The sequence below is a fragment of the Cupriavidus sp. 05N38 genome (genome assembly GCF_056397345.1).
Genome location: NZ_JBFTNF010000016.1, coordinates 110,343 through 132,716, shown reverse-complemented (window position 1 = coordinate 132,716; position 22,374 = coordinate 110,343). Strand labels below are relative to the sequence as shown.

General features: G+C 67.2%; 23 protein-coding genes. 6 read left to right on the top strand and 17 right to left on the bottom strand.

Annotated features, from left to right (window positions below; translation table 11 throughout):
- Positions 1-63: 63 nt before the first annotated feature.
- The 8 genes from AC1DK4_RS14650 to AC1DK4_RS14615 all read right to left on the bottom strand — a co-directional run bounded on the left by AC1DK4_RS14650 (position 64) and on the right by AC1DK4_RS14615 (position 7,495).
- Positions 64-852: an MBL fold metallo-hydrolase gene (locus AC1DK4_RS14650; RefSeq protein ID WP_441618877.1), complete on the bottom strand. Its 789-nt coding sequence runs from the start codon at positions 850-852 to the stop codon at positions 64-66.
- A gap of 79 nt (positions 853-931) precedes the next feature.
- Complete coding sequence (gene bamC, locus AC1DK4_RS14645) at positions 932-2,152, bottom strand: outer membrane protein assembly factor BamC (RefSeq protein WP_441643392.1); 1,221 nt, start codon at positions 2,150-2,152, stop codon at positions 932-934.
- A 46-nt stretch (positions 2,153-2,198) separates the two neighbouring features.
- Entirely contained in the window at positions 2,199-3,083 is an 885-nt protein-coding gene (dapA, locus tag AC1DK4_RS14640; RefSeq protein WP_441618873.1) for a 4-hydroxy-tetrahydrodipicolinate synthase, read from the bottom strand.
- Positions 3,084-3,233: 150 nt separating this feature from the next.
- Entirely contained in the window at positions 3,234-3,833 is a 600-nt protein-coding gene (locus tag AC1DK4_RS14635) for a class I SAM-dependent methyltransferase (RefSeq protein ID WP_441618871.1), read from the bottom strand.
- The gene (locus AC1DK4_RS14630) at positions 3,830-5,032 is read right to left on the bottom strand and encodes a tryptophan--tRNA ligase (protein ID WP_441618869.1); all 1,203 of its coding nucleotides are present in this window, start codon (positions 5,030-5,032) and stop codon (positions 3,830-3,832) included. Before AC1DK4_RS14630 ends, AC1DK4_RS14635 begins: the two co-directional genes overlap by 4 nt.
- Positions 5,033-5,141: 109 nt before the next feature.
- Positions 5,142-5,807, bottom strand: a complete 666-nt coding sequence (locus AC1DK4_RS14625; protein ID WP_441618868.1) for a site-2 protease family protein — start codon at positions 5,805-5,807, stop codon at positions 5,142-5,144.
- Between the two features lie 77 nt (positions 5,808-5,884).
- Entirely contained in the window at positions 5,885-6,508 is a 624-nt protein-coding gene (locus tag AC1DK4_RS14620) for an L-threonylcarbamoyladenylate synthase (RefSeq protein WP_441618866.1), read from the bottom strand.
- A 141-nt stretch (positions 6,509-6,649) separates the two neighbouring features.
- Complete coding sequence (locus tag AC1DK4_RS14615) at positions 6,650-7,495, bottom strand: 3',5'-nucleoside bisphosphate phosphatase (RefSeq protein ID WP_441618864.1); 846 nt, start codon at positions 7,493-7,495, stop codon at positions 6,650-6,652.
- A 184-nt stretch (positions 7,496-7,679) separates the two neighbouring features.
- Between AC1DK4_RS14615 and AC1DK4_RS14610 the strand changes: the two genes are divergently transcribed.
- Positions 7,680-8,801: an NAD(P)/FAD-dependent oxidoreductase gene (locus AC1DK4_RS14610; RefSeq protein WP_441618934.1), complete on the top strand. Its 1,122-nt coding sequence runs from the start codon at positions 7,680-7,682 to the stop codon at positions 8,799-8,801.
- A gap of 15 nt (positions 8,802-8,816) precedes the next feature.
- On the opposite strand, the gene AC1DK4_RS14605 is transcribed toward AC1DK4_RS14610, so the two are convergent.
- Positions 8,817-9,710, bottom strand: coding sequence for an alpha/beta fold hydrolase (locus tag AC1DK4_RS14605; protein WP_441618863.1), 894 nt, complete (start codon positions 9,708-9,710; stop codon positions 8,817-8,819).
- Positions 9,711-9,878: 168 nt separating this feature from the next.
- Here AC1DK4_RS14605 and AC1DK4_RS14600 point away from each other — a divergent pair, with 168 nt between their 5' ends.
- Both AC1DK4_RS14600 and AC1DK4_RS14595 read left to right on the top strand, forming a co-directional pair.
- The gene (locus AC1DK4_RS14600) at positions 9,879-11,612 is read left to right on the top strand and encodes an acetate--CoA ligase (protein ID WP_441618861.1); all 1,734 of its coding nucleotides are present in this window, start codon (positions 9,879-9,881) and stop codon (positions 11,610-11,612) included.
- A 496-nt stretch (positions 11,613-12,108) separates the two neighbouring features.
- Positions 12,109-12,480, top strand: a complete 372-nt coding sequence (locus AC1DK4_RS14595; RefSeq protein WP_441618860.1) for a hypothetical protein — start codon at positions 12,109-12,111, stop codon at positions 12,478-12,480.
- Here AC1DK4_RS14595 and AC1DK4_RS14590 read toward each other — a convergent pair.
- Positions 12,474-13,361 carry a ferritin-like domain-containing protein gene (locus AC1DK4_RS14590; RefSeq protein ID WP_441618858.1) on the bottom strand — a complete coding sequence of 296 codons (888 nt, stop codon included), beginning with the start codon at positions 13,359-13,361 and terminating at the stop codon, positions 12,474-12,476. The two genes, AC1DK4_RS14595 and AC1DK4_RS14590, sit on opposite strands and share 7 nt — an antisense overlap.
- Positions 13,362-13,507: 146 nt before the next feature.
- On the opposite strand from AC1DK4_RS14590, the gene AC1DK4_RS14585 reads away from it, so the two are divergent.
- From AC1DK4_RS14585 to AC1DK4_RS14575, 3 genes are all read left to right on the top strand, one after another.
- Positions 13,508-14,032: a gamma carbonic anhydrase family protein gene (locus tag AC1DK4_RS14585; protein WP_441618856.1), complete on the top strand. Its 525-nt coding sequence runs from the start codon at positions 13,508-13,510 to the stop codon at positions 14,030-14,032.
- A 49-nt stretch (positions 14,033-14,081) separates the two neighbouring features.
- Positions 14,082-15,110 (top strand): Hsp33 family molecular chaperone HslO, encoded by a 1,029-nt coding sequence (gene hslO / locus AC1DK4_RS14580; protein ID WP_441618854.1) that lies wholly within the window; start codon positions 14,082-14,084, stop codon positions 15,108-15,110.
- Between the two features lie 98 nt (positions 15,111-15,208).
- Entirely contained in the window at positions 15,209-15,613 is a 405-nt protein-coding gene (locus tag AC1DK4_RS14575; RefSeq protein ID WP_441618852.1) for a hypothetical protein, read from the top strand.
- Positions 15,614-15,792: 179 nt separating this feature from the next.
- On the opposite strand, the gene ftsB is transcribed toward AC1DK4_RS14575, so the two are convergent.
- From ftsB to AC1DK4_RS14540, 7 genes are all read right to left on the bottom strand, one after another.
- Entirely contained in the window at positions 15,793-16,134 is a 342-nt protein-coding gene (gene ftsB / locus AC1DK4_RS14570; protein ID WP_441618850.1) for a cell division protein FtsB, read from the bottom strand.
- A gap of 83 nt (positions 16,135-16,217) precedes the next feature.
- Entirely contained in the window at positions 16,218-17,507 is a 1,290-nt protein-coding gene (gene eno, locus AC1DK4_RS14565) for a phosphopyruvate hydratase (RefSeq protein WP_477131610.1), read from the bottom strand.
- Positions 17,508-17,600: 93 nt separating this feature from the next.
- Positions 17,601-17,891: a DUF1330 domain-containing protein gene (locus AC1DK4_RS14560; RefSeq protein ID WP_441618847.1), complete on the bottom strand. Its 291-nt coding sequence runs from the start codon at positions 17,889-17,891 to the stop codon at positions 17,601-17,603.
- A gap of 103 nt (positions 17,892-17,994) precedes the next feature.
- Entirely contained in the window at positions 17,995-18,864 is an 870-nt protein-coding gene (gene kdsA / locus AC1DK4_RS14555) for a 3-deoxy-8-phosphooctulonate synthase (RefSeq protein WP_441618845.1), read from the bottom strand.
- Positions 18,865-18,896: 32 nt separating this feature from the next.
- Complete coding sequence (locus tag AC1DK4_RS14550) at positions 18,897-20,549, bottom strand: CTP synthase (protein WP_441618844.1); 1,653 nt, start codon at positions 20,547-20,549, stop codon at positions 18,897-18,899.
- Positions 20,550-20,675: 126 nt separating this feature from the next.
- Complete coding sequence (locus tag AC1DK4_RS14545) at positions 20,676-21,491, bottom strand: alpha/beta fold hydrolase (RefSeq protein WP_441618842.1); 816 nt, start codon at positions 21,489-21,491, stop codon at positions 20,676-20,678.
- A 9-nt stretch (positions 21,492-21,500) separates the two neighbouring features.
- Positions 21,501-22,322, bottom strand: a complete 822-nt coding sequence (locus AC1DK4_RS14540; RefSeq protein WP_441618840.1) for a proteasome-type protease — start codon at positions 22,320-22,322, stop codon at positions 21,501-21,503.
- Between the last annotated feature and the right edge of the window lie 52 nt (positions 22,323-22,374).

Sequence of the window (22,374 nt, the reverse complement as noted above, 5' to 3'; positions counted from 1 at the left end):
TTTTTCGTCCATGTTTTCCGCGACATTTCCGCGACACCTGACGAAGATGTCACATCGTCACTGTCAGGCCCTGACCGGCTGCCAGCCCAGGCCCTCGTGCTGGTCCGCCACCAGGATCTCGCCCGCCGACGCGGCGAGCACCGCCGCCAGCGCTCCGGTGGCCAGTTCGCGCGTGTTGTTCTGCTGGCTCAGGTGAGCGGCAACCACGCGCTGCAGCCCCGCGTGCGCCACGCGCGCCAGGATATCGGCCGCGACCTCGTTGGCAAGGTGGCCGAAATCGCCACCGATACGCCGCTTGAGCGAGGCCGGATACGCCGAATTGCGCAACATCTCGCGGTCGTGGTTGCACTCGAGCACCAATGAATGCATGCCCGCCAGACGCGCGGTGATGTAAGGCGTCTCCATGCCGGCGTCGGTCAGCACGCCGAGTCTTGCATCGCCGTCGCTCAGCACGAACTGCAGCGGCTCGCGTGCGTCGTGCGGCACCGTGTACGGCAGGATGTGCAGGCCGCCGATGACCAGCGGGTGGTCGGCGCAGCAGACGCGCACATCGGCCGTTTCCGCACCCCGCAGGTGCGAGGTCGCAAGCCATGTGCCGTGGCTGGTGTAGACCGCCAGGTCGTGGCGCGATGCAAAGGAATAGGCCGAGCCGACATGATCGCCATGCTCGTGCGTGACGAGTACCGCATCGAGCTGGTCCGGCGTGACGCCGAGCCGCTCCAGGCGCCGCGCCGTCTCGCGAATGCCAAAGCCGCAATCGAGCAGCACCCGCGTGGTGGTGGTGCCCTCTTGCGATTCGATCAACAGGGAATTGCCCTCGCTGCCGCTGCCGAGAAAGGCGAAGCGCATCATGCGCCAGCCTCGCACGGCAGTTTGCGGGAGCTTCCCGCGGCAGGACGCCGCGGGCGTACTTGCGCAGCGCTCACCGCGATCAGCGCAGTTGCTCGTCGAGCAGGGAGAGGATGCGCTTGCCGACTTCGGTGCCTTCCGGCTGGCCGGCGTCGTTCTGCACCGTCACGGTCGTGCCGGTGCCGTCGCCCTTGAGCGCAACGCGGTACTTCTTCGCCCGCTTGCTATCTTCCGTGCCGGTCTTGGTGAACAGCTTGGAGAAGAAGCCGCGGTTATCGACCGTGTCGCGCGGGTCGACATAGCGCACGAAGTACAGGCCCTGGGCGCGGTCGCGGTCTTCCACCGTGAAGTTGACGCGGTCCAGCGCCAGGCCGACGGAGCGCCATGCGCGGTCGAACGGCTCGGCCAGTTGCAGCGCCTGGGTGCCATTGACCTGCGTCAGGTTGCTGCCCGCCGCGGGTGCCTTGGCCGCCGCCGCAGGAGCAGCCGCCGCGCCAGAGGCCCCGGCCGCTGCCGGCGTGCCGCCGTTCTTCGCCATGCGGTCGGCCTGCTCCTTCTGCACGCCGAGTCGCTGCGCGAAGCGCGAGAGGAATTCCGCTTCCAGCTCGGGATCGGAGGGACGCGCGGTCCAGACCGTCTGCGACTTGTCGATGCCGGTCAGCTGTTCCTGCGCGCCGCGGTGGCTGATGAAGATCTCCATATTGCCGTTCTGCGAGCGCTCCAGGCGCGTGCGGAACTTGTCACGCTCGGAGGTCGAGTACAGGCCGTCGAAAACCTTGCCGATGGTGTTGCGGATGAAATCCTGCGGGATCTTGGCACGGTTCTCGGCCCAGTCCGTTTCCATGATGCCGGTCTCGGGCGAATCCTGGACCAGCAGGAAACCGCTTTCCTGCCAGAACTCGCGCAGCGACTGCCACAACTGGTCAGAGCGCATGCCGTTGCTGATCACCAGCCAGCGCTGGTTGCCGTCGCGCTCCATGCGCACGCCTTGCGTGGCGGGCAGCACGTTCTCGGTGCCAACCTGCTGCTGAGCTACCTTGTTCGTCTGGTTGTAGGTCGACAGCGTCGACGTGCCGTTCTGGTCGGGCACCGAGTAGCGGCGGTCACCTTCGATCTTGGTCAGGTCCGGCGGGACGTCCAGCGTGCCGGTGCGCTTGGCGTTGGACTTGTAGTCGATCTTGTCGGGTGCCATCGCATCGTTGATGCTGCTGCAGCCGGACATCGCGCTTGCCACCAGCACGGGCAAGACCAGGGCGGCACGGCGAACCTGCATTGCACCGTGGCGGTTAAGCTTGAGTTTCATTGACACGCAATCCTAGTTGATGGGACGACGGCAGGGTGCTGCGGGATCAGCCGAGAAGGCCGGCATCCGACAGCGCCTTGCGCACCACGTCGTGGTATTCCGGTGACAGCGGGGTGAGCGGAAGGCGGATACCGCCCTGCATCTTGCCCATTTGCTGGAGTGCCCACTTGACGGGAATCGGGTTGGCCTCGACGAACATCGCCTTGTTGAGCGCAACCAGTTCCATGTGGATGCGACGCGCGGTGATAGCGTCGCCCTTCAAGGCCGCCACGCAGAGCTCATGCATCTTGCGCGGCGCCACGTTGGCCGTGACCGAGATATTGCCATGGCCGCCGAGCAGCATCAGCGCAATCGCGGTGGGATCGTCGCCGCTGTAGATGGCGAAGCCTTCCGGCGCATCCTTGATCAGCTGGGCGGCACGGTCGATATTGCCCGTGGCTTCCTTCACGCCGTCGATGCCCGGCACCTGCGCCAGGCGCAGGATGGTCTCGGGCTGCATGTCGGCCACGGTGCGGCCGGGCACGTTGTACAGCAGCACGGGCAGGTCCACGCTTTCCGCGATGGTGCGGAAATGCCGGTACATGCCTTCCTGGGTCGGCTTGTTGTAGTAAGGCACGACCTGCAGCGAAGCATCGGCGCCGACCTTCTTGGCGAAGGCGGTCAGCTCGATTGCTTCCTTGGTCGAGTTGCCGCCGGTGCCGGCGATGATCGGGATGCGCTTGTCGGCCTGCTCCACGGCCACGCGGACCAGCTCGCAGTGCTCGTCCACCGTCACGGTGGGCGACTCGCCGGTGGTGCCGACGATCACGATGCCGTCGGTGCCTTCGGCAACGTGCCAGTCGACCAGGGCGCGCAGCGCGGGGAAATCCAGGCTGCCATCTTCCTGCATCGGCGTCACGATTGCGACGATGCTGCCGTTAATCTGTGTCATAACGTATGAGAATTCGGGAAACGAATACCGCGATTGTACCGGATAGCCCGGGCCTTCCGACCGCACCTTCGACCGGGGAAAACCCAAGCCGGTTCAACGCGTGAAGCCCGGGTCTCGCCGACCGGCCCGGCAAACGACCCGGGCCGCACTTCAGGCCGGCAAAGGATAACGCGGCGGCGCACGGCCGGCGGCGCCGCCAGCCTCGTCCGCCACCTCGCGAATTGCGCAGAGGCGCTGCACAAAGGCAGTTTTAGGCGCTTCGAGCATACCATCTTCGTAGCCGACCACGCGCAGGCTGCCGCGCACGACCTCCAGCAGCTCGCCCGGCTTCAGCAGGAAGTCCGGATTGGATGGCTTGCCGACGGTCTCGTTGCCGGCAGCGAACGTCTCGTAGATCAGCACGCCGCCAGGCGCCAGCGCGGCTAGCAGGTGCGGCCACAAGGGCCGGTGCAGATAGTTGGTCACCACGATGGCGTCGAACGGCGCCAGCCCTGCCAGTGGCCACGCGCCCTGCTCGAGGTCGGCCACCAGCTTCTCGACGCTTGCAGGCAGCGCAGCCAGCGCAGCGCCATCGCGGTCGACGCCAAGCACGGCATGGCCGCGGCCCGCGAACCACGCTGCATGACGGCCGCTGCCGCAGGCCAGGTCGAGCACGCGCGCTTGGGGGCGCACCAGGTGCGCCCAGCGCACCACCCATGACGAGGGCGGGGCCGGTGCATGCAGCGGCGGCATGCCGCCCGTCGTGCTCATCGGTACCCCAGGCCCATGTTGGCGCGCACGTCGGCCATGGTCTCGCGTGCCACCTGGCCGGCCCTGTCGCAGCCATGCGCGACGATGGCGCGCAGCAGCGCGGGGTCGTCCATGTATTTCTGCGCGCGTTCGAGCATCGGCTGCTGCTCGCGCAGGATGCCTTCGATCACGGGCTGCTTGCACTCGATGCAGCCGATGCCCGCGCTGCGGCAGCCCGCCTGCGCCCATTCGCGCGTGGGCGAGTCCGAGTAGACCTGGTGCAGCTGCCACACCGGGCAGCGCGCCGGCTCTCCCGCATCGGTGCGGCGCACGCGTGCCGGATCGGTCGGCATCGTGCGCACCTTCTTCTCCACCGATGCCTTGTCCTCGCGCATGCGGATGGTGTTGCCGTAGGACTTCGACATCTTCTGGCCGTCCAGCCCCGGCATGCGCGAGGCCGCGGTCAGCAGCGCCTGCGGCTCGACCAGGATGGTCTTGCGCGAGCCGCCCAGGTAGCCCAGCAGCATCTCGCGGTCCTCGGTCGAAAGGCTTTGCGACTGCGCCACCAGCGCCGCGCCCTCTTCCAGCGCTTCGGTCTTGCCCTGCTCCTGGTAGGCGCGGCGTAGCTCGAGATAGGCCTTGGTGCGCTTGCCGCCCAGCTTCCTGGCGGCCTCCTGCGCGCGCTCCTCGAAGCCCGGCTGCCGGCCGTACAGGTAGTTGAAGCGGCGTGCGATCTCGCGGGTGATCTCCACGTGCGGCACCTGGTCTTCACCCACCGGCACGCGGCCGGCGCGGTAGATCAGGATGTCGGCCGCCTGCAGCAGCGGGTAGCCGAGGAAGCCATAGGTGGAGAGATCCTTGTCCTTGAGCTTCTCGATCTGGTCCTTGTAGGTCGGCACCCGCTCCAGCCAGCCCAGCGGCGTGCCCATCGCCAGCAGCAGGAACAGCTCGGCGTGCTCGGGCACGCGGCTCTGGATGAACAGCGTGGCGCGCTCGGGATCGACGCCGGCCGCGAGCCAGTCGATCAGCATCTCCCACACCGACTCGCCGATCACCTCGGGCGATTCGTAGTGGGTAGTCAAGGCATGCCAGTCCGCCACGAAGAAAAAGCATGGATACTCGGCCTGCAGTTGGACCCAGTTTTTCAGGACGCCGTGATAATGGCCCAGGTGCAGCGCGCCGGTGGGCCGCATGCCGGAGAGAACGCGGTCGGGAAACATGTCGGTATTTGTGTGGGAATTCGGTACTTGGTACAGCGTGTTCGATGCAGCGTGTCCGGGCGTGGCTCGCAAGCGTGCCCGGATGAGGCGAAGCGCTCCGCCCCAGGCCTTATTGCACCAGTGCCAGGATGGGCTGCAGCATCAGCTGCACCAGCCCGCTGAGGGCGCCCATCACCGGCTGCATCCAGACCCTGGTGATCACGCCTGCGGCCACCAGGGCCAGCACCACGAAAATGCCATAGGGCTCGATGCGCGAGATGGCGCGCGCCAGTTGCTGCGGCAGCAGCGCAGTCAGCACGCGGCCGCCGTCGAGCGGGGGAACGGGGAACAGGTTGAAGGCTGCCATCACCAGGTTGACCAGCACGCCGGCGCGCGCCATCTGGCTGAAAAAGGGCTCCTGCACCTGCGTTAGCACCAGGCCGATCGCCATCAGCGCCCACAGGAAGGCCTGCAGCACATTGCTGCCCGGGCCGGCCAGCGCCACCCACATGCCATGCCAGCGCGGATTGCGCAGATGGTCGAAGGCAACCGGTACCGGCTTGGCGTAGCCAAACACAAACTGGCCGCTGGTCATGAAATAGAGCAACAGCGGCACCGCGATGGTGCCGATGGGATCGATGTGGCGCGCCGGGTTGATGCTGACGCGGCCCATCATATAGGCGGTGTTGTCGCCGAACAGCTTGGCCACGTAGCCGTGGGCGGCTTCGTGCAGCGTGATCGCGAACAGCACCGGCAGGGCGTAGACCGCAAGGGTCTGAATCAGGGAAGAATCCATGGGGCGCTATTGTACCGGGGTCCCGGCGTGCAGGCGACGCGCGGCGGCTGCGCCACGCGGAAAGTGAAGGCGGCGCTTTAGAGGCCGAAGCGCCCGATGTCGCCGCGACCCTGCCGGATCAGCTCGGGCTCGCCGCTCGTCAGGTCGATCACGGTGGTCGGCTGCGCCGGCGCGGCGCCGCCGCAGATGACCAGCTCGAGTTGCTTCTCCAGGCGGGCGCGGATCACCTCGGGCTCGTTGAGCGGCACCTCGTCGCCAGGCAGCTGCAGGGTGGCCGAGATCAGCGGCTCGCCCGCTTCGGCCAGCAGCGCCAGCGGGATCGGGTGGTCGGGCACGCGCACGCCGATGGTCTTGCGCGCCGGGTGCGAGAGCCGGCGCGGCACTTCCTTGCTGGCCTCGAGGATGAACACATAGGGCCCGGGCGTGGCGCCCTTGAGCCACCGGTACTGCCGGTTGTCGACGCGCGCGAAGTTGCCCAGCTCGGACAGGTCGCTGCACATCAGCGTCAGGTGGTGCTTGTCATCGATGCCGCGCAGGCGGCGCAGGCGCTCGACCGCGGCCTTGTCGTCGAGCCGGCACGCAAGTGCGTAGCTGGAGTCGGTCGGCAAGGCGATCAGCCCGCCCTTGCCGATGATCTGTGCGGCCTGCTTGATCAACCGCGACTGCGGGTTGAGCGGGTGGATATCGAAGTATTGGGACATGTGCGGGCTGAAAGCGAGTGGCCGCAGGCCCGGCGCAAAGGCCGCGTGCACGCCGGGCGGGAGCTGCGAGGAAGGGGAGCGGACGGTGCGCATGACGGGGGCGGGCCAGGGAGGCGCCGGGCGGCCGGAGGCCGCACCGGCTTACCAGTCATGCCAGACCGGTGTGACCGACGACGGCAGCGGGGGCAGCGAGCCCAGCCCGATGCGCCCTTCGCCGGGCCCGTGGAAGTCCGAGCCGCGCGAGGCCATCAGGCCATAGTGGTGCGCGACATCGACATACTGGCGGTACTGGTCCGGCGTATGGCTGCCGGTCACCACCTCGACCGCCGCGCCACCGAGCTGCACGAACTCGTCGAACAGCGCGTCATGCTGGAGCTGCGTGTAGTTGTAGCGGCCCGGATGCGCCATCACCGGAATGCCGCCGGCGGCCTGGATCCAGCCGACCGCGTCGCCCAGCCGGGCCCAGCGATGCCCGACATAGCCCGGGCGGCCTTCGCCGAGGTATTCGCTGAACACATCGCTGACGGACTTGCAGAGTCCCTGCTCCACCATCCAGCGCGCGAAGTGCGTGCGGGAGATCAGGTCCGGGTTGCCCACGTGGCGCAACGCCCCTTTGTAGGCGCCTTCGATGCCGACCGCTTCCAGTGCCTCGCCGATATCCTGCGCCCGCGAGGCGCGCCCGGAGCGCGTGGCCTCCAGGCCCTGGACCAGCGCCGGACATGCCGGATCGATCTGCAGGCCGACGATATGCACGGTCTGGCCGGCCCACGTCACGGAGATCTCCACGCCGGGCACATAGCGCATGCCGAGTGCCTCGGCGGCGGCGCGCGCCTCGGTCTGGCCCGCCACCTCGTCGTGGTCCGTCAGCGCCCAGAAAGCCACGCCGCCCGCATGGGCGCGCCCGGCCACTTCGCGTGGCGACAACATGCCGTCGGACACGGTTGAGTGGCAATGAAGATCGGCGTTGATGGCGTGAGGGTTTTGCATGCCGCTATTCTACTCCCGCGGCGGCCCGGCGCGCGTTGGACGACGCACACAGTGCATGCCGCCCGGCAGCGCCGATAGCCCTGCCACCAACGCTGGCGTCGGGCTTGTCCGGCGCGCCGCGCGGTATAGTTGGGGCCTTGCAATCCTCCTCCCCGCCGGCGCAGCGCGCGCCGTGCGCCAAGCCATGCCGACCGACGCTTCCGCCACGCCCGCCAGCCCCCCCGCCGCCGCCTTCACTGTCGGGCCCGATGTGATCCGTACCGATGTCCTGATCGTCGGCGCGGGCCCGGTCGGCCTGTTCGCGGCCTTCCAGGCAGGCGTGCTCGGCCTGAAGTGCGAACTGGTCGACGTGCTGGACCGCGCCGGCGGCCAGTGCACCGAGCTCTATCCGGAGAAGCCGATCTACGACATTCCGGCCGTGCCCGGCTGCCTGGCGCAGGACCTGGTCGACCGCCTGCTCGAACAGTGCGCGCCGTTCGCGTTTCCCATGCATTTCAACGAACGCGCCAACGGCCTGGAGGAAATCCCCCGCGCGCCCGCCGCGCCAGGGCAAGGCGCCCACGATCATCCGCACCGCCTGCTGGTCACCACCGACGGCGGCAAGCGCTTCGACGTGGCCGCCGTGCTGATCTGCGCCGGCGCCGGCGCCTTTGCCCCGCAACGCGTGGCGCTGCCCGAAGCCGCGGCGCTGGAAGACCGTCACCTGCACTACGCGGTGCGCGATGTGACGCGCTTCGCCGGCAAGCGCGTGGTGGTGGCCGGCGGCGGCGACTCCGCGCTGGACTGGGCGCTGGCGCTGCGCAAGACCGCCGCGCGCGTGACGCTGCTGCACCGCCGGGAAGGCTTTCGCGCCGCCGACGGCTCGGTGGCGGAAATGCGCGCCGCCGTGGCAGCCGGCGAGATGGACTTCGTCGTGGGCATGCTGGGCGCGCTGAAGACCGAAGGCGACGCCCTGAGCGGCGTGGATATCCGCACGCGCGACGAGACCATCAGCCTGCCCGCGGACGAGCTGGTGGCGCTGTATGGCCTGGTGTCGGAACCGGGCCCGATCGCGCAGTGGGATCTCGACATGCGCGCCGGCCGCATCGTGGTGGACACCACTACCTACGAGAGCTCGCGCCGCGGCATCTTCGTCGCCGGCGACATCGCCTTCTACCCGAACAAGCAGAAACTGATCCTGTCCGGCTTTCACGAGGCCGCGCTGGCGCTGCGCAAGGCTTATCACTACGCGTTCCCTGAAAAGGCGCTGGTGCATGTGCATACCAGCAACAACGCCGCGCTCAAGGAAAGGCTGACGCACGCCTGAGCGTGGCGCGCCGCATCACGCGCAGAACGACTCCACCAGCGCCGCCACCACGCGTGGCTGGTCGTGATGCAGCATGTGGCCCGCGGCGTCGACAATCTCCTCGCGGAAGTCGCGGAAAGCCCTGAAGCGCTGCCGGAATTCATCCAGCGGCTGGTGGCGCGCGATATGGCGCAGCGTCTGCGAGTCGCGCGCCTCCACATGCAGCACCGGCGCGGTGACCTCCGCCCAGATCGCCATCACTTCGTCGAGCCGGTACAGCACGGGGTTGATCATCTTGTGCGCCGGGTCGCCCAGGATTTCCCAGCGGCCTTGCGCATTGCGCGCCGACCAGTGCTGGGCCAGGAAGGCCGCGCGCTCGCCCGGCAGGCGCGGGTTGGTCTTCTGCAACCGCGCCGCCACGGCCTCCAGGCTGTCGTAGGTCCTGAGCTCCGGGCGCTCGCGCAGCTCGTCAAGCCAGCGCGCGTAGCGCCCGGGCGCCTGTTCCGCGCGCGTGGCCGTCATGCCGAAGCCTTCGAGGTCCACCACGCGGCGCACCCGTGCCGGACGGATACCGGCATAGATGCAGGCCACATTGGCGCCCATGCTGTGGCCCACCAGGTTCACCGGCGCGTCAGGGTGGAAATGGTCGAGCACCGCCTCCAGGTCGGCCACGTAGTCGGCGAACCAGTAAGACTCCGTGCCCGGATAGCGCGTGGGCCAGCCGGTCTGGCCAAAGCCGCGCCAGTCGGGCGCGATCACGTGCCAGTCGCGCTCCAGCGCGTCCACCATGAACTGGAACGACGCAGCCACATCCATCCAGCCGTGCAGCAGGAACAGCTTCGGCGCGCCGGGGCGACCCCAGTGGCGCACGTGCATGTCGAGCCCGCGCAACGTGATAAATTCCGAGCGCGAGGTTTCTCTGATTGTCATGGTTGTCTCCCCGGTGCCTTCCTGGCCGACGCTTTCACCCGCGACGACAGGGAAGCCCGATAAAAATAGAACGATCGTTCGTTTGCGGATTATAGCGGCAAGCCGGACCGGGCAAGCGCCCGCCGGCGGCACAGGATGCAGGACGAACACAAGAACAGGAGACCCAGCATGGCCGAATCCCCCCCGCCCTCAAGCCGGCGCGACGACTACCGCGCGCTGCACGAGAGCTTCCGCTGGCACGTGCCCGAGCACTTCAACCTGGCCGAGGCATGTTGCGGCCGCTGGGCGCGCGATCCCGCCAGCGCCGACCGGGTCGCGGTCTACACCGAACACGAAGACGGCCGCCGCGCGAGCCACAGCTACGCCTATATCCAGGCCGAAGCAAACCGCCTGTCGCGCGCGCTGCGCGCGCTCGGCGTGGCGCGCGGCGACCGCGTCGGCATCGTCATGCCGCAGCGCATCGAGACTGTGATCGCGCACATGGCGATCTACCAGCTCGGCGCCATTGCCATGCCCCTGTCGATGCTGTTCGGCCCCGAAGCGCTGGCCTATCGCTTCCAGCACAGCGAGGCCTGCGTGGCGATTGCCGACGAGAGCGCCATCGACAGCTTGCTGGCGGCGCGCCCCGAGTGCCCGGCGCTGGCTTGCGTGATCGGCGTGGGCGCCGCCGCCGGCCGCGCGGAGCATGACTGGACCGCGCTGCTGGCAGCCGAGCTGCCGTCCTTCACCGCCGAGCAGACCAAGGCCGACGAGGCCGCGGTGCTGATCTACACGAGCGGCACCACGGGGCCGCCGAAGGGCGCGGTGATTCCGCACCGCGCCCTGATCGGCAACCTGCCCGGCTTCGTCTGCTCGCAGAACTGGTATCCGCAGGCGGACGATGTGTTCTGGAGTCCGGCCGACTGGGCCTGGACCGGCGGCCTGTGGGACGCGCTGATGCCCGCGCTGTATTTCGGCAAGCCGATCGTAGGCTACCAGGGGCGCTTTTCCGCGCAGGTCGCCTTCGAACTGATGGAGCGCTACCGGGTCACCAATACCTTCCTGTTCCCGACCGCGCTCAAGCAGATGATGAAGACCTGCCCGGCGCCGCGCGCGCAATACCGCCTGCACCTGCGCGCGCTGATGAGCGCGGGCGAAGCCGTGGGCGAGACCGTGTTCGCCTGGTGCCGCGACGCGCTCGGCGTGGTGGTCAACGAGATGTTCGGGCAGACCGAGATCAACTACATCGTGGGCAATTGCACCGCGCAGAACGACGATGGCAAGCTCGGCTGGCCGGCGCGCCCCGGCTCCATGGGGCGCCCCTATCCCGGCCACCGGCTCGCCGTCGTGGATGAAGACGGCCAGCCCTGCGCGCCGGGCGACGAGGGCGAGATCGCCGTGTGCAGTACAGACGCGCACGGGCATCCGGACCCGGTGTTCTTCCTCGGCTACTGGCGCAACGAGGCGGCTACCGCCGCCAGGTACCTGGAGCACGATGGCCTGCGCTGGTGCCGCACCGGGGACATGGCACGCATCGACGAGGACGGCTACCTCTGGTACCAGGGGCGCGCCGACGATGTCTTCAAATCGTCTGGCTACCGCATCGGTCCGAGCGAGATCGAAAACTGCCTGCTCAAGCATCCCGCCGTATCGAACTGCGCCGTGGTGCCCTCGCCCGATCCGGAGCGCGGCGCGGTGGTCAAGGCATTCATCGTGCTGCTGCCGTCCGTGGCCCGCTCCCCGCAGGCCGATGCCGCGCTGACCGCGGAGCTGCAGCAGCATGTACGCGGCCAGCTCGCGCCGTACGAATACCCCAAGTCCATCGAATTCATCGCGCAATTGCCCATGACCACTACCGGCAAGATCCAGCGGCGCTTGCTGCGCGAGATGGAAGCGCAGCGCGGCACGACGCCGTCCCGCTAGGCCAGCCCCCGGGGCTGGCCACCGCACAGCCGGCCAGCCCCCCTCCTTGCTCACATCTTCCCGTTCCGGCCCGGCGGCCATCCTGCCCGGCCGGATTTTGCCGTCAAGTATTCGCCGGGACTGACGTTAGCGAATACATGGGGGTGCCGCACCGATGGTCCGCATCCATCTGCGCACGATTGCCCTGGCAACGCTCTCAATCCATCGGCCACGATCATTTCATTTTCTTTTTTAAGACTTTTCTTATAAAAAACAAAAACCAGGACACGCGCTTCAAATAAGAAAAATCCGAACTAGAAGTTGCACTCCAAAAACGCAAGCCCGCCGGAAATGGGACATGACCTGAAACAAGGCACTAGAAAAAATGCATAGGAAATTTCCACCAAGCTCGATTGTATTTCCTAATATTGAGACATAAAATTCTGAACAAATTAGAAGAAATATCCGACGACGTAGCCTGAATTGACATCCGCTCGACCACCAACAGGGGAACAAAATGAGCACGCAACCACGCACCGGTAACGCCTCCATCCGCAATCTCCCGCGCCGCCTGCCTCTGGCCCTGGCCCTGGCATGTGCATGGCTCTCGGCGCCCGCGTGGGCTGCGGATGGCATGATCGTCTTTCGCGGCGCCATCGTCGCGCCGTCCTGCCTTCCGCAGATCAGCGGCGGGCGAACGCCCGCCGCATCGGTCAGTTGCCCGCAGAACGGCACCCAGGCTGCCGAGTTTGCGTCACTGCCGCTGATGCCGGGCAAGACGGTGCAATTGAAGTCCGCGCGCGCCTCGGTCGAGACGATGAGATTCTCCAGGGGAGATGTGCCGGACGGCGCGCAGCCGGGGCTGATGCTCGTGACCGAGCACTACTGAGCTGCCTGCGCCTCGAGCCAGGCCAGCTCGTCATCATCGAAGCCCGCGGCACGGCGGGCTCCCAGGTTGAACGGCGGACGCGGGCGCGGCGCCTGGTAGCGTACCGCCAGTTCGCCATAGGTCTCGACCGGGTCAAGCCCGCGTCCGGCGCAAAGCCAGCGGTACCAGTGGTTGCCGATCGCCACGTGCCCGACTTCGTCGCGCAGGATGATATCGATGATGGCGGCGGCTTCGTGGTCGCCGGCGGCCGCCAGCTTGGCCCGCACCGGCGGCGAGGCGTCCAGTCCGCGGGCTTCCAGGGTACGCGGCACCAGCGCCATGCGCGCCAGCACGTCGCCAGCCGTCTTGTCCGCCATTTCCCAGAGGCTGTTGTGCGCCGGGAAATCGCCATAGCACGCGTCCAGCCTGCCCAGATGATCCGCCAGCAGGGTGAAATGCAGGGCCTCCTCGTCGGCCACGCGCAGCCAGTCGTGATAGAAGGCCGCGGGCATGCCGCCGAAGCGCCAGAGGGCATCGAGCGCGAGATTGATCGCATTGAACTCGATATGGGCCAGCGCGTGGATCATCGCGGCCCGGCCGGCCGGCGTGTGGATGGAGCGGCGACGCTCTACGCGCTGCGGCGCCACCAGTTCCGGCAGCGCCGGGCGCCCGGGCACCGGCAGTTCCGCGGCGATGGTTTCGGCAACGCCAAGTGCCTCCGGCGCCATGCCGGCGGCTGCCTGGCGCAAGCGGCGCGTGGCAGCCGCCTTCTGCCGCGCGTCGTCGAGGCACAGGATGGCGAGCGCCTGGCGGCGCAGGGACAGGCCGGTGGCGTCCGGCAGGACAGGAAAGGCGGAATCGGGCGCGCCCGCGGGGGCGGCATCGGTCAGGTTGGCTGGCATAAGCGTAAAATCCGGGTTGCCGCCATTGTAGGGCCGGCGCGCAGCGCAGCCGGCACAATCTCCCGCCGCGCGGCGCCGCCGGCGTACGCTCTTTAAAGGCCGGCGGCAGACCCCATATACCCATACGAACTTGTGCAGGAGACTTCATGGCGCTTTACCAGCTCGGCGACCTCACCCCGATCATCGATCCGGACGCCTACGTGGCACCGGAGGCCACCATCATTGGCAACGTGACGCTCAAGGCGCGCGCCAGTGCATGGCCGGGCGTGGTGATCCGCGGCGACAACGAACCGATCGTGGTGGGCGAGTCCAGCAATGTGCAGGAAGGCACCGTGCTCCACACCGATCCCGGCTGCCCGCTGACCATCGGCGACAAGGTGTCGATCGGCCACCAGGCCATGCTGCACGGCTGCACCGTCGGCGAAGGCTCGCTGATCGGCATCCAGGCCGTGATCCTGAACCGCGCGGTGATCGGCAAGGAATGCCTGGTCGGCGCCGGCGCGGTGGTCACCGAGGGCAAGGTCTTTCCGGACCGCTCGCTGATCCTGGGAGCGCCAGCCAAGGTGGTGCGCGAGCTCACCGAGCAGGACGTGGCCAACCTGTACCGCAATGCCGAGACCTACGCCACGCGCCAGGCCTTGTACAAGACCCAACTAAAACGCATCGACTAAGGCGCGCCGGCCAAGGACTGCGCCCGCACCGATTTACCGACGGATCATCGTGACTGACACCACCTCCCCCGACACCCTGCAGAAATTCCTGTTCGACGCGGCCCCCGTGCGCGGCGAGCTGGTGCGCATGCACGCCACCTGGCAGGACGTGCTGCGCCGCAATCAATATCCCGCACCGGTGCGCCGGCTGCTGGGTGAAATGATGTCCGCGGCCGCCCTGCTCACCGCCAACCTGAAGTTGAACGGAGCCCTGGTGATGCAGGTGCACGGGGACGGCCCGGTGCGCATGCTGGTGGTGGAGTGCCTGTCCGACCTGTCGATGCGCGCCACGGCCAAGCTGGCCGAAGGCGTGCAGGTGGCCGACGACGCCACGCTGGAGGATCTCGTCAACGTGCACGGCGGCGGCCGCTTCGCCATCACCCTGGATCCGAAGGACAAGCTGCCGGGCCAGCAGGCCTACCAGAGTATCGTGCCGCTGGCCGATGCGCATGGCACCTTCGAATCCATGGCCGCGGTGCTCGAGCACTATATGCGCGCCTCCGAGCAACTCGACACGCGCCTGTGGCTGGCCGCCGACGACCAGGTCGCCGCCGGCATGCTGCTGCAGAAGCTGCCGAGCTACGGCGGCACCATGGAGGGCCATGCCGGACGCGGCCCCGCGCAAGTGGGTGAAACCGGCGCTCCGCTGGGCGGCAGCGCCCGCGCGCAGGATCTCGACACCTGGGACCGCGCCTGCCAGCTCGGCGCCACGCTGAAGAGCGAAGAACTGCTCGCCGAGACGCCCGACACGCTGCTGCGCCGCCTATTCTGGGAAGATCTGCAGGACACCGGCGTGCGCGTGTTCGAGCCGCTCAGCCCGCATTTCAATTGCTCGTGCTCGCGCCCCAAGGTGGCCAGCATGCTGCAGAACCTCGGCCGCACCGAGATCGAGAGCATCCTGGAAGAACGCGGCAATGTGGACATCCATTGCGACTTCTGCGGCCAGCACTATCACTTCGACCCGGTCGACTGCGCGCAATTGTTCGCACCGGCACCGATCGCCACCGGCGCCGGCGAGGGGGCCGGCCAGCACCACTGACCGGGAGCATTTTCCAGGCGGCCAGGCTGCTCAGGCGGAACCTTTGCACCGCCTGCCGGGGTCAAAGCGTCAGCGACCACAGAGTCAGGGGGAATCTCATGCCCGCTTCGTCTTCGAACCTGCTCCCCGCCGCGACATGGCGCGCGGCGGGCGCCCTTGGCGCACTGCTGCTGGGCGCCGTGCTGCTCGGCGGCTGCGCCCAGTTGCCGCGCGACATCAACGGCTCGCCCCCGACGGCGCGGCTGGCACCTGACGGCGTCCCGCCCGCGCCGATCACGCCCGAAGAAAGCCAGAAGCTGAGCGCGCTGAACCGCGACATCCTGCACGAGCAGGATGCGGCCATCGCGCGCCAGCAGCAGGCGCAGGCCTACTCGCGCGCCTACTACGCCTATCCCACGCCCAGCTGGAACCTGTTCTACGGCGGCTGGGGCGGCGGCCACTGGGGCGGCGGCGTCGGTATCAGCGGCGGCTTTCCGGGCTGGGGCGGTTATCCGTACTGGTGAGGGCGTGTGGCGACAAGGCGGCAAGCGCCCCGATGAAGCGTCCCAAGGCGCACACGCAATGCGGGCTCAATGCGGGCTGTGTGGTCGTGCGCGACCGGGCGGCAACGGCGGATGAAGACGGGGCAGAGATTGCGGCGGCCAGAGCCGGGCGCCGGCGATGAAATCCGGGCGGAAATGCCTCAATGACGGCCAGTGGCGGCCGGGGAGTTCGGCGGCGGCGGCAGCGGCGGCGTGGCGCTGACCTTAGGCGCGGGCGCCACGAACTGCACGAACACCTCGCCGTCCTTGACCATGCCCAACTCGTAGCGGGCACGCTCCTCGATGGCGCCGGTGCCGTCCTGCAGATCCTTCACTTCCCCTTCCAGCTTGGCGTTGCGCAGCTTGAGCGACTGATTGCGCGCGCTCTGTTCCTGCACATGCTTGTCCAGGTCCCACACGCGCAGCCAGCCGCCCTTGCCCAGCCACAGGGGATACTGAATGGCAAGCAAGAGCACGAACAGCAGCAGCGAGATCAGGCGCATGTGGATTCTGGCGCTTTGAAGAAGAATTCAGGATCGTCGGCGCCGGCCCGGGCATCTTGTCCGGGCCGGCGCATGACGCGAGCTTAGCGCAGATTGTAGAACGCGCTCTTGCCCGGGTAGCTGGCGATATCGCCGAGGTCTTCCTCGATGCGCAGCAGCTGGTTGTACTTCGAGATGCGGTCCGAACGCGACAGCGAGCCGGTCTTGATCTGGCCGGCATTGGTGCCCACCGCGATATCGGCGATGGTGCTGTCCTCGGTCTCGCCCGAACGGTGCGAGATCACGGCGGTGTAGCCCGCGCGCTTGGCCATTTCGATGGCGGCGAAGGTCTCGGTCAGGGTGCCGATCTGGTTGATCTTGATCAGGATCGAGTTGCCGATGCCTTTCTCGATGCCTTCCTTCAGGATCTTGGTGTTGGTGACGAACAGGTCGTCGCCCACCAGCTGCACGCGCTTGCCGAGCTTGTCGGTCAGCGTCTTCCAGCCGTCCCAGTCGCCCTCGGCCATGCCGTCCTCGATCGACACGATCGGGAACTTGTCGCACAGGTTGGCCAGGTAGTCGGCGACCTGGGTCGAGGTCAGTTTCAGGCCTTCGCCTTCCAGGTGATACAGGTCCTCGCCTTCGCGGAAGAACTCGCTGGCGGCGCAGTCCAGCGCCAGCAGCACGTCTTCGCCCATGCGGTAGCCTGCCTTCTCGACGGCTTGCACGATGGTGTTCAGGCACTCTTCGTTCGACGCGAAGTTCGGCGCGAAACCGCCTTCGTCGCCCACCGCGGTGGACATGCCCTTGTCGGCCAGGATCTTCTTCAGTGCATGGAACACTTCGGCGCCGCAACGCAGGGCTTCGCGGAAGCTCTTCTGCGACACCGGCATGATCATGAACTCCTGGATATCCAGGCTGTTGTTGGCGTGCGCGCCACCGTTGACGATGTTCATCATCGGCACCGGCATCTGCATCGCGCCCGAGCCACCGAAGTAGCGGTACAGCGGCAGGCCGGCTTCCTCAGCAGCGGCGCGGGCCACGGCCATCGACACGGCCAGCGTGGCGTTGGCGCCCAGGCGGCCCTTGTTCTCGGTGCCGTCGAGGTCGATCAGGGTGCGGTCCAGGAAGGCCTGCTCGGAAGCGTCCAGGCCCATGATGGCTTCGGAGATCTCGGTGTTGATATGCTCGACCGCCTTCAGCACGCCCTTGCCGAGATAGCGCGACTTGTCGCCGTCACGCAGCTCGATGGCTTCGCGCGAACCGGTGGAGGCGCCCGACGGCACCGCCGCGCGGCCCATCACGCCGGATTCCAGCAGGACGTCGCACTCGACCGTCGGGTTGCCGCGCGAGTCGAGAACTTCGCGACCGATGATATCTACGATTGCACTCATGAATTCCTCTCTGACTGTTTGAATCTTTCTGCCTGCCGGCTATGCCAGGAGCCGGCAAATCGGGATCAGCGCGGATGATGCCTGACCAATATGTCAGACGCCTTCCACCACGATCATGTTCATCTTCGCCGCATGCTCGCGCGAGGCGCGCGCGGCGCGATACTCTTCGGAGTCGTGGAACGATTTTGCCGCCGCGAAGCTAGGGAATTTCAGCACCACGACACGGGTCGGCGCCCATTCCCCCTCGAGTTGCCCGACCTTGCCGCCGCGCACCAGCACCTCGGCGCCGTGGGCTTGAATGGCCTTGCTCGACAGCACCTTGTACTGCTCGTACTGCTGGGGGTCCGTCACGTCGACGTAGGCGATGATATAGCCTGCGGCCATGCAGTGTCTCCGAAGCTTTTGTATTGTCTTTCGATACGATTCGTCACCACCGGCGGCTTTTCCTCAGCGGGAACGCCTGCCGGCGGTGCGAACCGGGGCCCGCTCAGGCGCAGGCCGGCCAGCCGAAATTGTCTTCGAGGAAGCCCGCGCGCTTGGTCAGCGCATCGAGATCCTTGAGCACGGACAGCAATTCCTTCATGCGCGACAGCGGCACCGCGTTGGGTCCGTCGGACATGGCCTTGCTCGGATCCGGATGGGTTTCCATGAACAGGCCGGCCACGCCGGTTGCCACCGCCGCGCGCGCCAGCACCGGCACGAACTCGCGCTGGCCGCCCGAGCTGGTGCCCTGCCCGCCCGGCAACTGCACCGAGTGAGTCGCGTCGAACACCACCGGGGCGCCGGTCTCGCGCATGATCGCCAGCGAGCGCATGTCGGAGACCAGATTGTTGTAGCCGAAGGACACGCCGCGTTCGCAGGCCATGAAGCTGTCTTCCGGCAGGCCCGCCTCGCGCGCGGCGTCGCGTGCCTTGTCGATGACGTTCTTCATGTCGTGCGGCGCCAGGAACTGTCCCTTCTTGATATTGACGGGACGGCCGCTCTGCGCGCAGGCGCGGATGAAATCGGTCTGCCGGCACAGGAAGGCCGGCGTCTGCAGCACGTCGACCACGGCGGCCACCGGCTTGACCTCGTCGATCTCGTGGATGTCGGTCAGCACCGGCACGCCGATCTCGCGCTTGACGGTGGCGAGGATCTCGAGACCCCTCTCCATGCCCAGGCCGCGGAAGGTCCTGCCCGACGAGCGGTTGGCCTTGTCGAACGAGGACTTGTAGATAAACGGGATGCCGAGTTCGCCGGTGATCGCCTTGAGCTCGCCGGCGGTATCCAGCGCCATCTGCTCGGACTCGATCACGCACGGACCGGCGATCAGGAAGAAGGGCTGGCCCAGGCCAGCCTCGAAGCCACAGAGTTTCATCGCTAGTCTCCTGCTTGCGCGGTGCCGGGCCCTCAGGCCGCCTTGCTCTTCTGGCTGGCCAGCGCCGCTTCCACGTAGGCCTTGAACAGCGGATGGCCGTCACGCGGGGTGGAGGTAAATTCCGGGTGGAACTGTACGCCGACGAACCACGGGTGCAGGCTTTCCGGCAGCTCCATCATTTCCGGCAGGTCTTCCGTCGGGGTCCGCGCCGAGATCACCATGCCCGACTTTTCCAGCGTGGGCACGTAGTGGTTGTTGACCTCGTAGCGGTGGCGATGGCGCTCGTTGACTTCCGGGCCGTAGATCTGGCCGGCCTTGGTGCCTGCCTTGACCGGCACGCGCTGCGCGCCCAGGCGCATGGTGCCGCCCAGGTCGGACTCGGCCGAGCGCTGCTCGACCTTGCCTTCGCGGTCCACCCATTCGGTGATCAGCGCGACCACCGGATGCTCGGTTTCCAGGTTGAATTCGGTCGAGTTGGCATCGGCCATCCCCGCCACGTGGCGGGCAAACTCGATCACCGCCAGCTGCATGCCCAGGCAGATGCCCAGGTACGGCACCTTGTTCTCGCGTGCGTACTGGATCGCGCGGATCTTGCCCTCGGTGCCACGCTTGCCGAAGCCGCCCGGCACCAGGATGGCATCCAGCGGCGCGAGCACTTCCAGGTGGCCCGATTCGAGCTCCTCGGAATCGATGTACTCGATGTTCACGCGGGTAGCGGTATGCATGCCGGCGTGGCGCAGCGCCTCGATCAGCGACTTGTACGATTCGGTCAGGTCGACGTACTTGCCGACCATGCCGATGGTGATCTCGTGCTGCGGATTTTCCTGGGCATTGACCAGGCGCTGCCACATGGAGAGATCCGCCGGCTTCGGATCGATACGCAGTTCTTCGCAGATCAGGCGGTCGAGGCCCTGCTCGTTGAGCATCTGCGGGATCTTGTAGATGCTGTCCACGTCCCACACCGAGATCACGGCTTCCTGCGGGATGTTGGAGAACAGCGAAATCTTGGCGCGCTCTTCGTCCGGGATCGGGCGGTCGGCGCGGCACAGCAGCGCGGTCGGCGAGATGCCGATTTCACGCAGCTTCTGCACCGAGTGCTGGGTCGGCTTGGTCTTCAGCTCGCCGGCGCTGGCAATGAACGGCACCAGCGTCAGGTGCACGAAGGCGGCATGGTTGCGGCCCATGCGCAGGCTCATCTGGCGCGCGGCTTCCAGGAAGGGCAGCGATTCGATGTCGCCGACCGTGCCGCCGATTTCCACCAGTGCCACGTCCGCCTTGCCGCCATGCGAGGCAGCCGCGCCGCGCTCGATGAAGGCCTGGATCTCGTTCGTGATATGCGGGATCACCTGCACCGTCTTGCCGAGGTACTCGCCGCGGCGTTCCTTGCGGATCACCGATTCGTAGATCTGGCCCGTGGTGAAGTTATTGGACTTGCGCATCTTGGCCGAGACGAAACGCTCGTAGTGGCCGAGATCGAGGTCGGTTTCCGCGCCGTCTTCCGTGACAAACACCTCGCCATGCTGGAAAGGGCTCATCGTGCCGGGATCGACATTGATGTAGGGATCTAGCTTGAGGAGGGTGACTTTGAGGCCGCGCGACTCGAGAATGGCCGCGAGCGAAGCAGCAGCGATGCCCTTGCCGAGAGAAGAGACGACGCCACCGGTGACGAAGACGAATTTGGTCATAAACCGAGCTTGCCGGGGAAATCGGGATTATACATGAGAGCCCGCCTGCTGCAGCGCCGCATTTGTGACAGGCGGCCGCGCCGCGGGCCGGGCGAGCGCATGCGGCGTTTGCCTCTCATCCCGTCATCAGAGCCGCTGGCCGGCCTCGCGCCGCATGCCGCCGAGCAGCTCGTGGATCAGCGCGGCGGTCTGCTCCGGGCGCTCCATCGGGTACAGGTGCCCGCCTTCGATGAAGCGCAGGCGCTCGCCCACCAGCTTGCGCGTGGCGCCAAGCCCGCATTGCCGGACCTCGCGCGAGTGCTTGCCGGCGACAAAGCCGACCGGCACCGGCGCGCCGCGCGACACGCGCGCGCCAAGGCCGGTCGGCAGCGTGCGGTAGATCTGGTATTCGATCTCGCGCTCGAAGCGCAGGCGGCGCTCGGCGTCGCGTCCGGTGGGTTCGGTGCCGTGCTCGGCATAGTCGCGCAGCACGTCTTCGTCCCACGCCGCGAACAGCGGCTTGCTGCGAAAGTGCTGCCAGACCGCCTCGGCATCGGGCCAATGCGTGCGCCGCCTGCGCGTCACCGCCGCCGGGCCGGGCGCCTCGTCCAGGCCGAAGCGCTGCCCCGCCTTGAGCAGCGCCGCGCGCCAGCCGGCGATCACCGGCGAGTCGAGCATGACCACGCCGCGCACCAGCTGCGGGCGCCGCAGGGCCGCCATCAGCGACAGGAAGCCCCCCAGGGAATGCCCCACCAGCCACACCGGCTCGCGGTACTTCTGCTCTACCGAGGCCAGCAGTTCATCCACCAGGTGCGGCCACTCGCGCGTGACCGGGTATTTCGGGTCGTGCCCGTAGCGGTCCACCGCGCGGATCTCGAACTCGTCTTCCAGGCGCGAAAACAGTTTGCGGTAGGTGCTGACCGGGAAACCGTTGGCATGCGAGAAATGCAGGATGTCACGCATGGCGAACCCTCAGCCGCGGCCGTTGCTGCGCTCGCGCTTGGCGCGCACGGGCTGGCCCCAGCGATCGGCTTCGCCCGGGCGCGCCAGCGGAAACTCCGCCGGGGCTGCCGCATCCCATTCGGGGTCGTGGATTTCGCCGAAGACCTGGCGCAGGCGCTGGCCCCAGGTATCGCGGATCATGCGGAAGTAGGCGTTCTTCTCGTCGATGTTGACGAAGCGGCTCACCCGCAGCGCATTGGCTTCATACACCAGCAGGTCCAGCGGCAGGCCTACCGAGATATTCGACTTGAGCGTGGAGTCCATCGAGATCAGCGCGCACTTGGCGGCCTCGCCCAGCGGCAGCGAAGGCTCCACCACACGGTCGATGATGGGCTTGCCGTACTTGGCCTCGCCGATCTGGAAATAGCAGTTCTCGGGCGTGGCTTCGACAAAGTTGCCGGCCGCGTACACATTGAACAGGCGCACGCGCTCCCCGCGGATCTGCCCGCCGAAGATCAGGCTGACATTGAACTCGATACCGGCATCGCGCAGCGCGTGGGCATCATGCTTGTGCACCTGGCGCACGGCGTCGCCGACGATGGTGGCGGCTTCGAACAGATCGCGCGCGGTCCACAGCGAGCGCTTCTCGTCACGCCCTTCGGCCAGGATCTGCCGCACCGCCTGGCTGATTGCCAGGTTGCCGGCCGTGAGCAGCACCATGACGCGGTCGCCGGGCTCTTCGAACACGGTCATCTTGCGCGCGCTGGAAATCGCGTCGACACCCGCATTCGTGCGCGAGTCGGAGAGAAACACCAGGCCGGCGTCCAGGCGCATGGCAACACAGTACGTCATGATCTTGTCTAGTTATGGTGAACACTCAGCGTGCACACTCGGCGCGCACATT

Coding starts and splice junctions, on each gene's coding strand:
- AC1DK4_RS14650 (WP_441618877.1), bottom strand. CDS start 852: ATGATGCGCTTCGCCTTTCTCGGCAGCGGCAGCGAGGGCAATTCCCTG.
- bamC (WP_441643392.1), bottom strand. CDS start 2,152: ATGAAACTCAAGCTTAACCGCCACGGTGCAATGCAGGTTCGCCGTGCC.
- dapA (WP_441618873.1), bottom strand. CDS start 3,083: ATGACACAGATTAACGGCAGCATCGTCGCAATCGTGACGCCGATGCAG.
- AC1DK4_RS14635 (WP_441618871.1), bottom strand. CDS start 3,833: ATGAGCACGACGGGCGGCATGCCGCCGCTGCATGCACCGGCCCCGCCC.
- AC1DK4_RS14630 (WP_441618869.1), bottom strand. CDS start 5,032: ATGTTTCCCGACCGCGTTCTCTCCGGCATGCGGCCCACCGGCGCGCTG.
- AC1DK4_RS14625 (WP_441618868.1), bottom strand. CDS start 5,807: ATGGATTCTTCCCTGATTCAGACCCTTGCGGTCTACGCCCTGCCGGTG.
- AC1DK4_RS14620 (WP_441618866.1), bottom strand. CDS start 6,508: ATGTCCCAATACTTCGATATCCACCCGCTCAACCCGCAGTCGCGGTTG.
- AC1DK4_RS14615 (WP_441618864.1), bottom strand. CDS start 7,495: ATGCAAAACCCTCACGCCATCAACGCCGATCTTCATTGCCACTCAACC.
- AC1DK4_RS14610 (WP_441618934.1), top strand. CDS start 7,680: ATGCCGACCGACGCTTCCGCCACGCCCGCCAGCCCCCCCGCCGCCGCC.
- AC1DK4_RS14605 (WP_441618863.1), bottom strand. CDS start 9,710: ATGACAATCAGAGAAACCTCGCGCTCGGAATTTATCACGTTGCGCGGG.
- AC1DK4_RS14600 (WP_441618861.1), top strand. CDS start 9,879: ATGGCCGAATCCCCCCCGCCCTCAAGCCGGCGCGACGACTACCGCGCG.
- AC1DK4_RS14595 (WP_441618860.1), top strand. CDS start 12,109: ATGAGCACGCAACCACGCACCGGTAACGCCTCCATCCGCAATCTCCCG.
- AC1DK4_RS14590 (WP_441618858.1), bottom strand. CDS start 13,361: ATGCCAGCCAACCTGACCGATGCCGCCCCCGCGGGCGCGCCCGATTCC.
- AC1DK4_RS14585 (WP_441618856.1), top strand. CDS start 13,508: ATGGCGCTTTACCAGCTCGGCGACCTCACCCCGATCATCGATCCGGAC.
- AC1DK4_RS14575 (WP_441618852.1), top strand. CDS start 15,209: ATGCCCGCTTCGTCTTCGAACCTGCTCCCCGCCGCGACATGGCGCGCG.
- ftsB (WP_441618850.1), bottom strand. CDS start 16,134: ATGCGCCTGATCTCGCTGCTGCTGTTCGTGCTCTTGCTTGCCATTCAG.
- eno (WP_477131610.1), bottom strand. CDS start 17,507: ATGAGTGCAATCGTAGATATCATCGGTCGCGAAGTTCTCGACTCGCGC.
- AC1DK4_RS14560 (WP_441618847.1), bottom strand. CDS start 17,891: ATGGCCGCAGGCTATATCATCGCCTACGTCGACGTGACGGACCCCCAG.
- kdsA (WP_441618845.1), bottom strand. CDS start 18,864: ATGAAACTCTGTGGCTTCGAGGCTGGCCTGGGCCAGCCCTTCTTCCTG.
- AC1DK4_RS14550 (WP_441618844.1), bottom strand. CDS start 20,549: ATGACCAAATTCGTCTTCGTCACCGGTGGCGTCGTCTCTTCTCTCGGC.
- AC1DK4_RS14545 (WP_441618842.1), bottom strand. CDS start 21,491: ATGCGTGACATCCTGCATTTCTCGCATGCCAACGGTTTCCCGGTCAGC.
- AC1DK4_RS14540 (WP_441618840.1), bottom strand. CDS start 22,322: ATGACGTACTGTGTTGCCATGCGCCTGGACGCCGGCCTGGTGTTTCTC.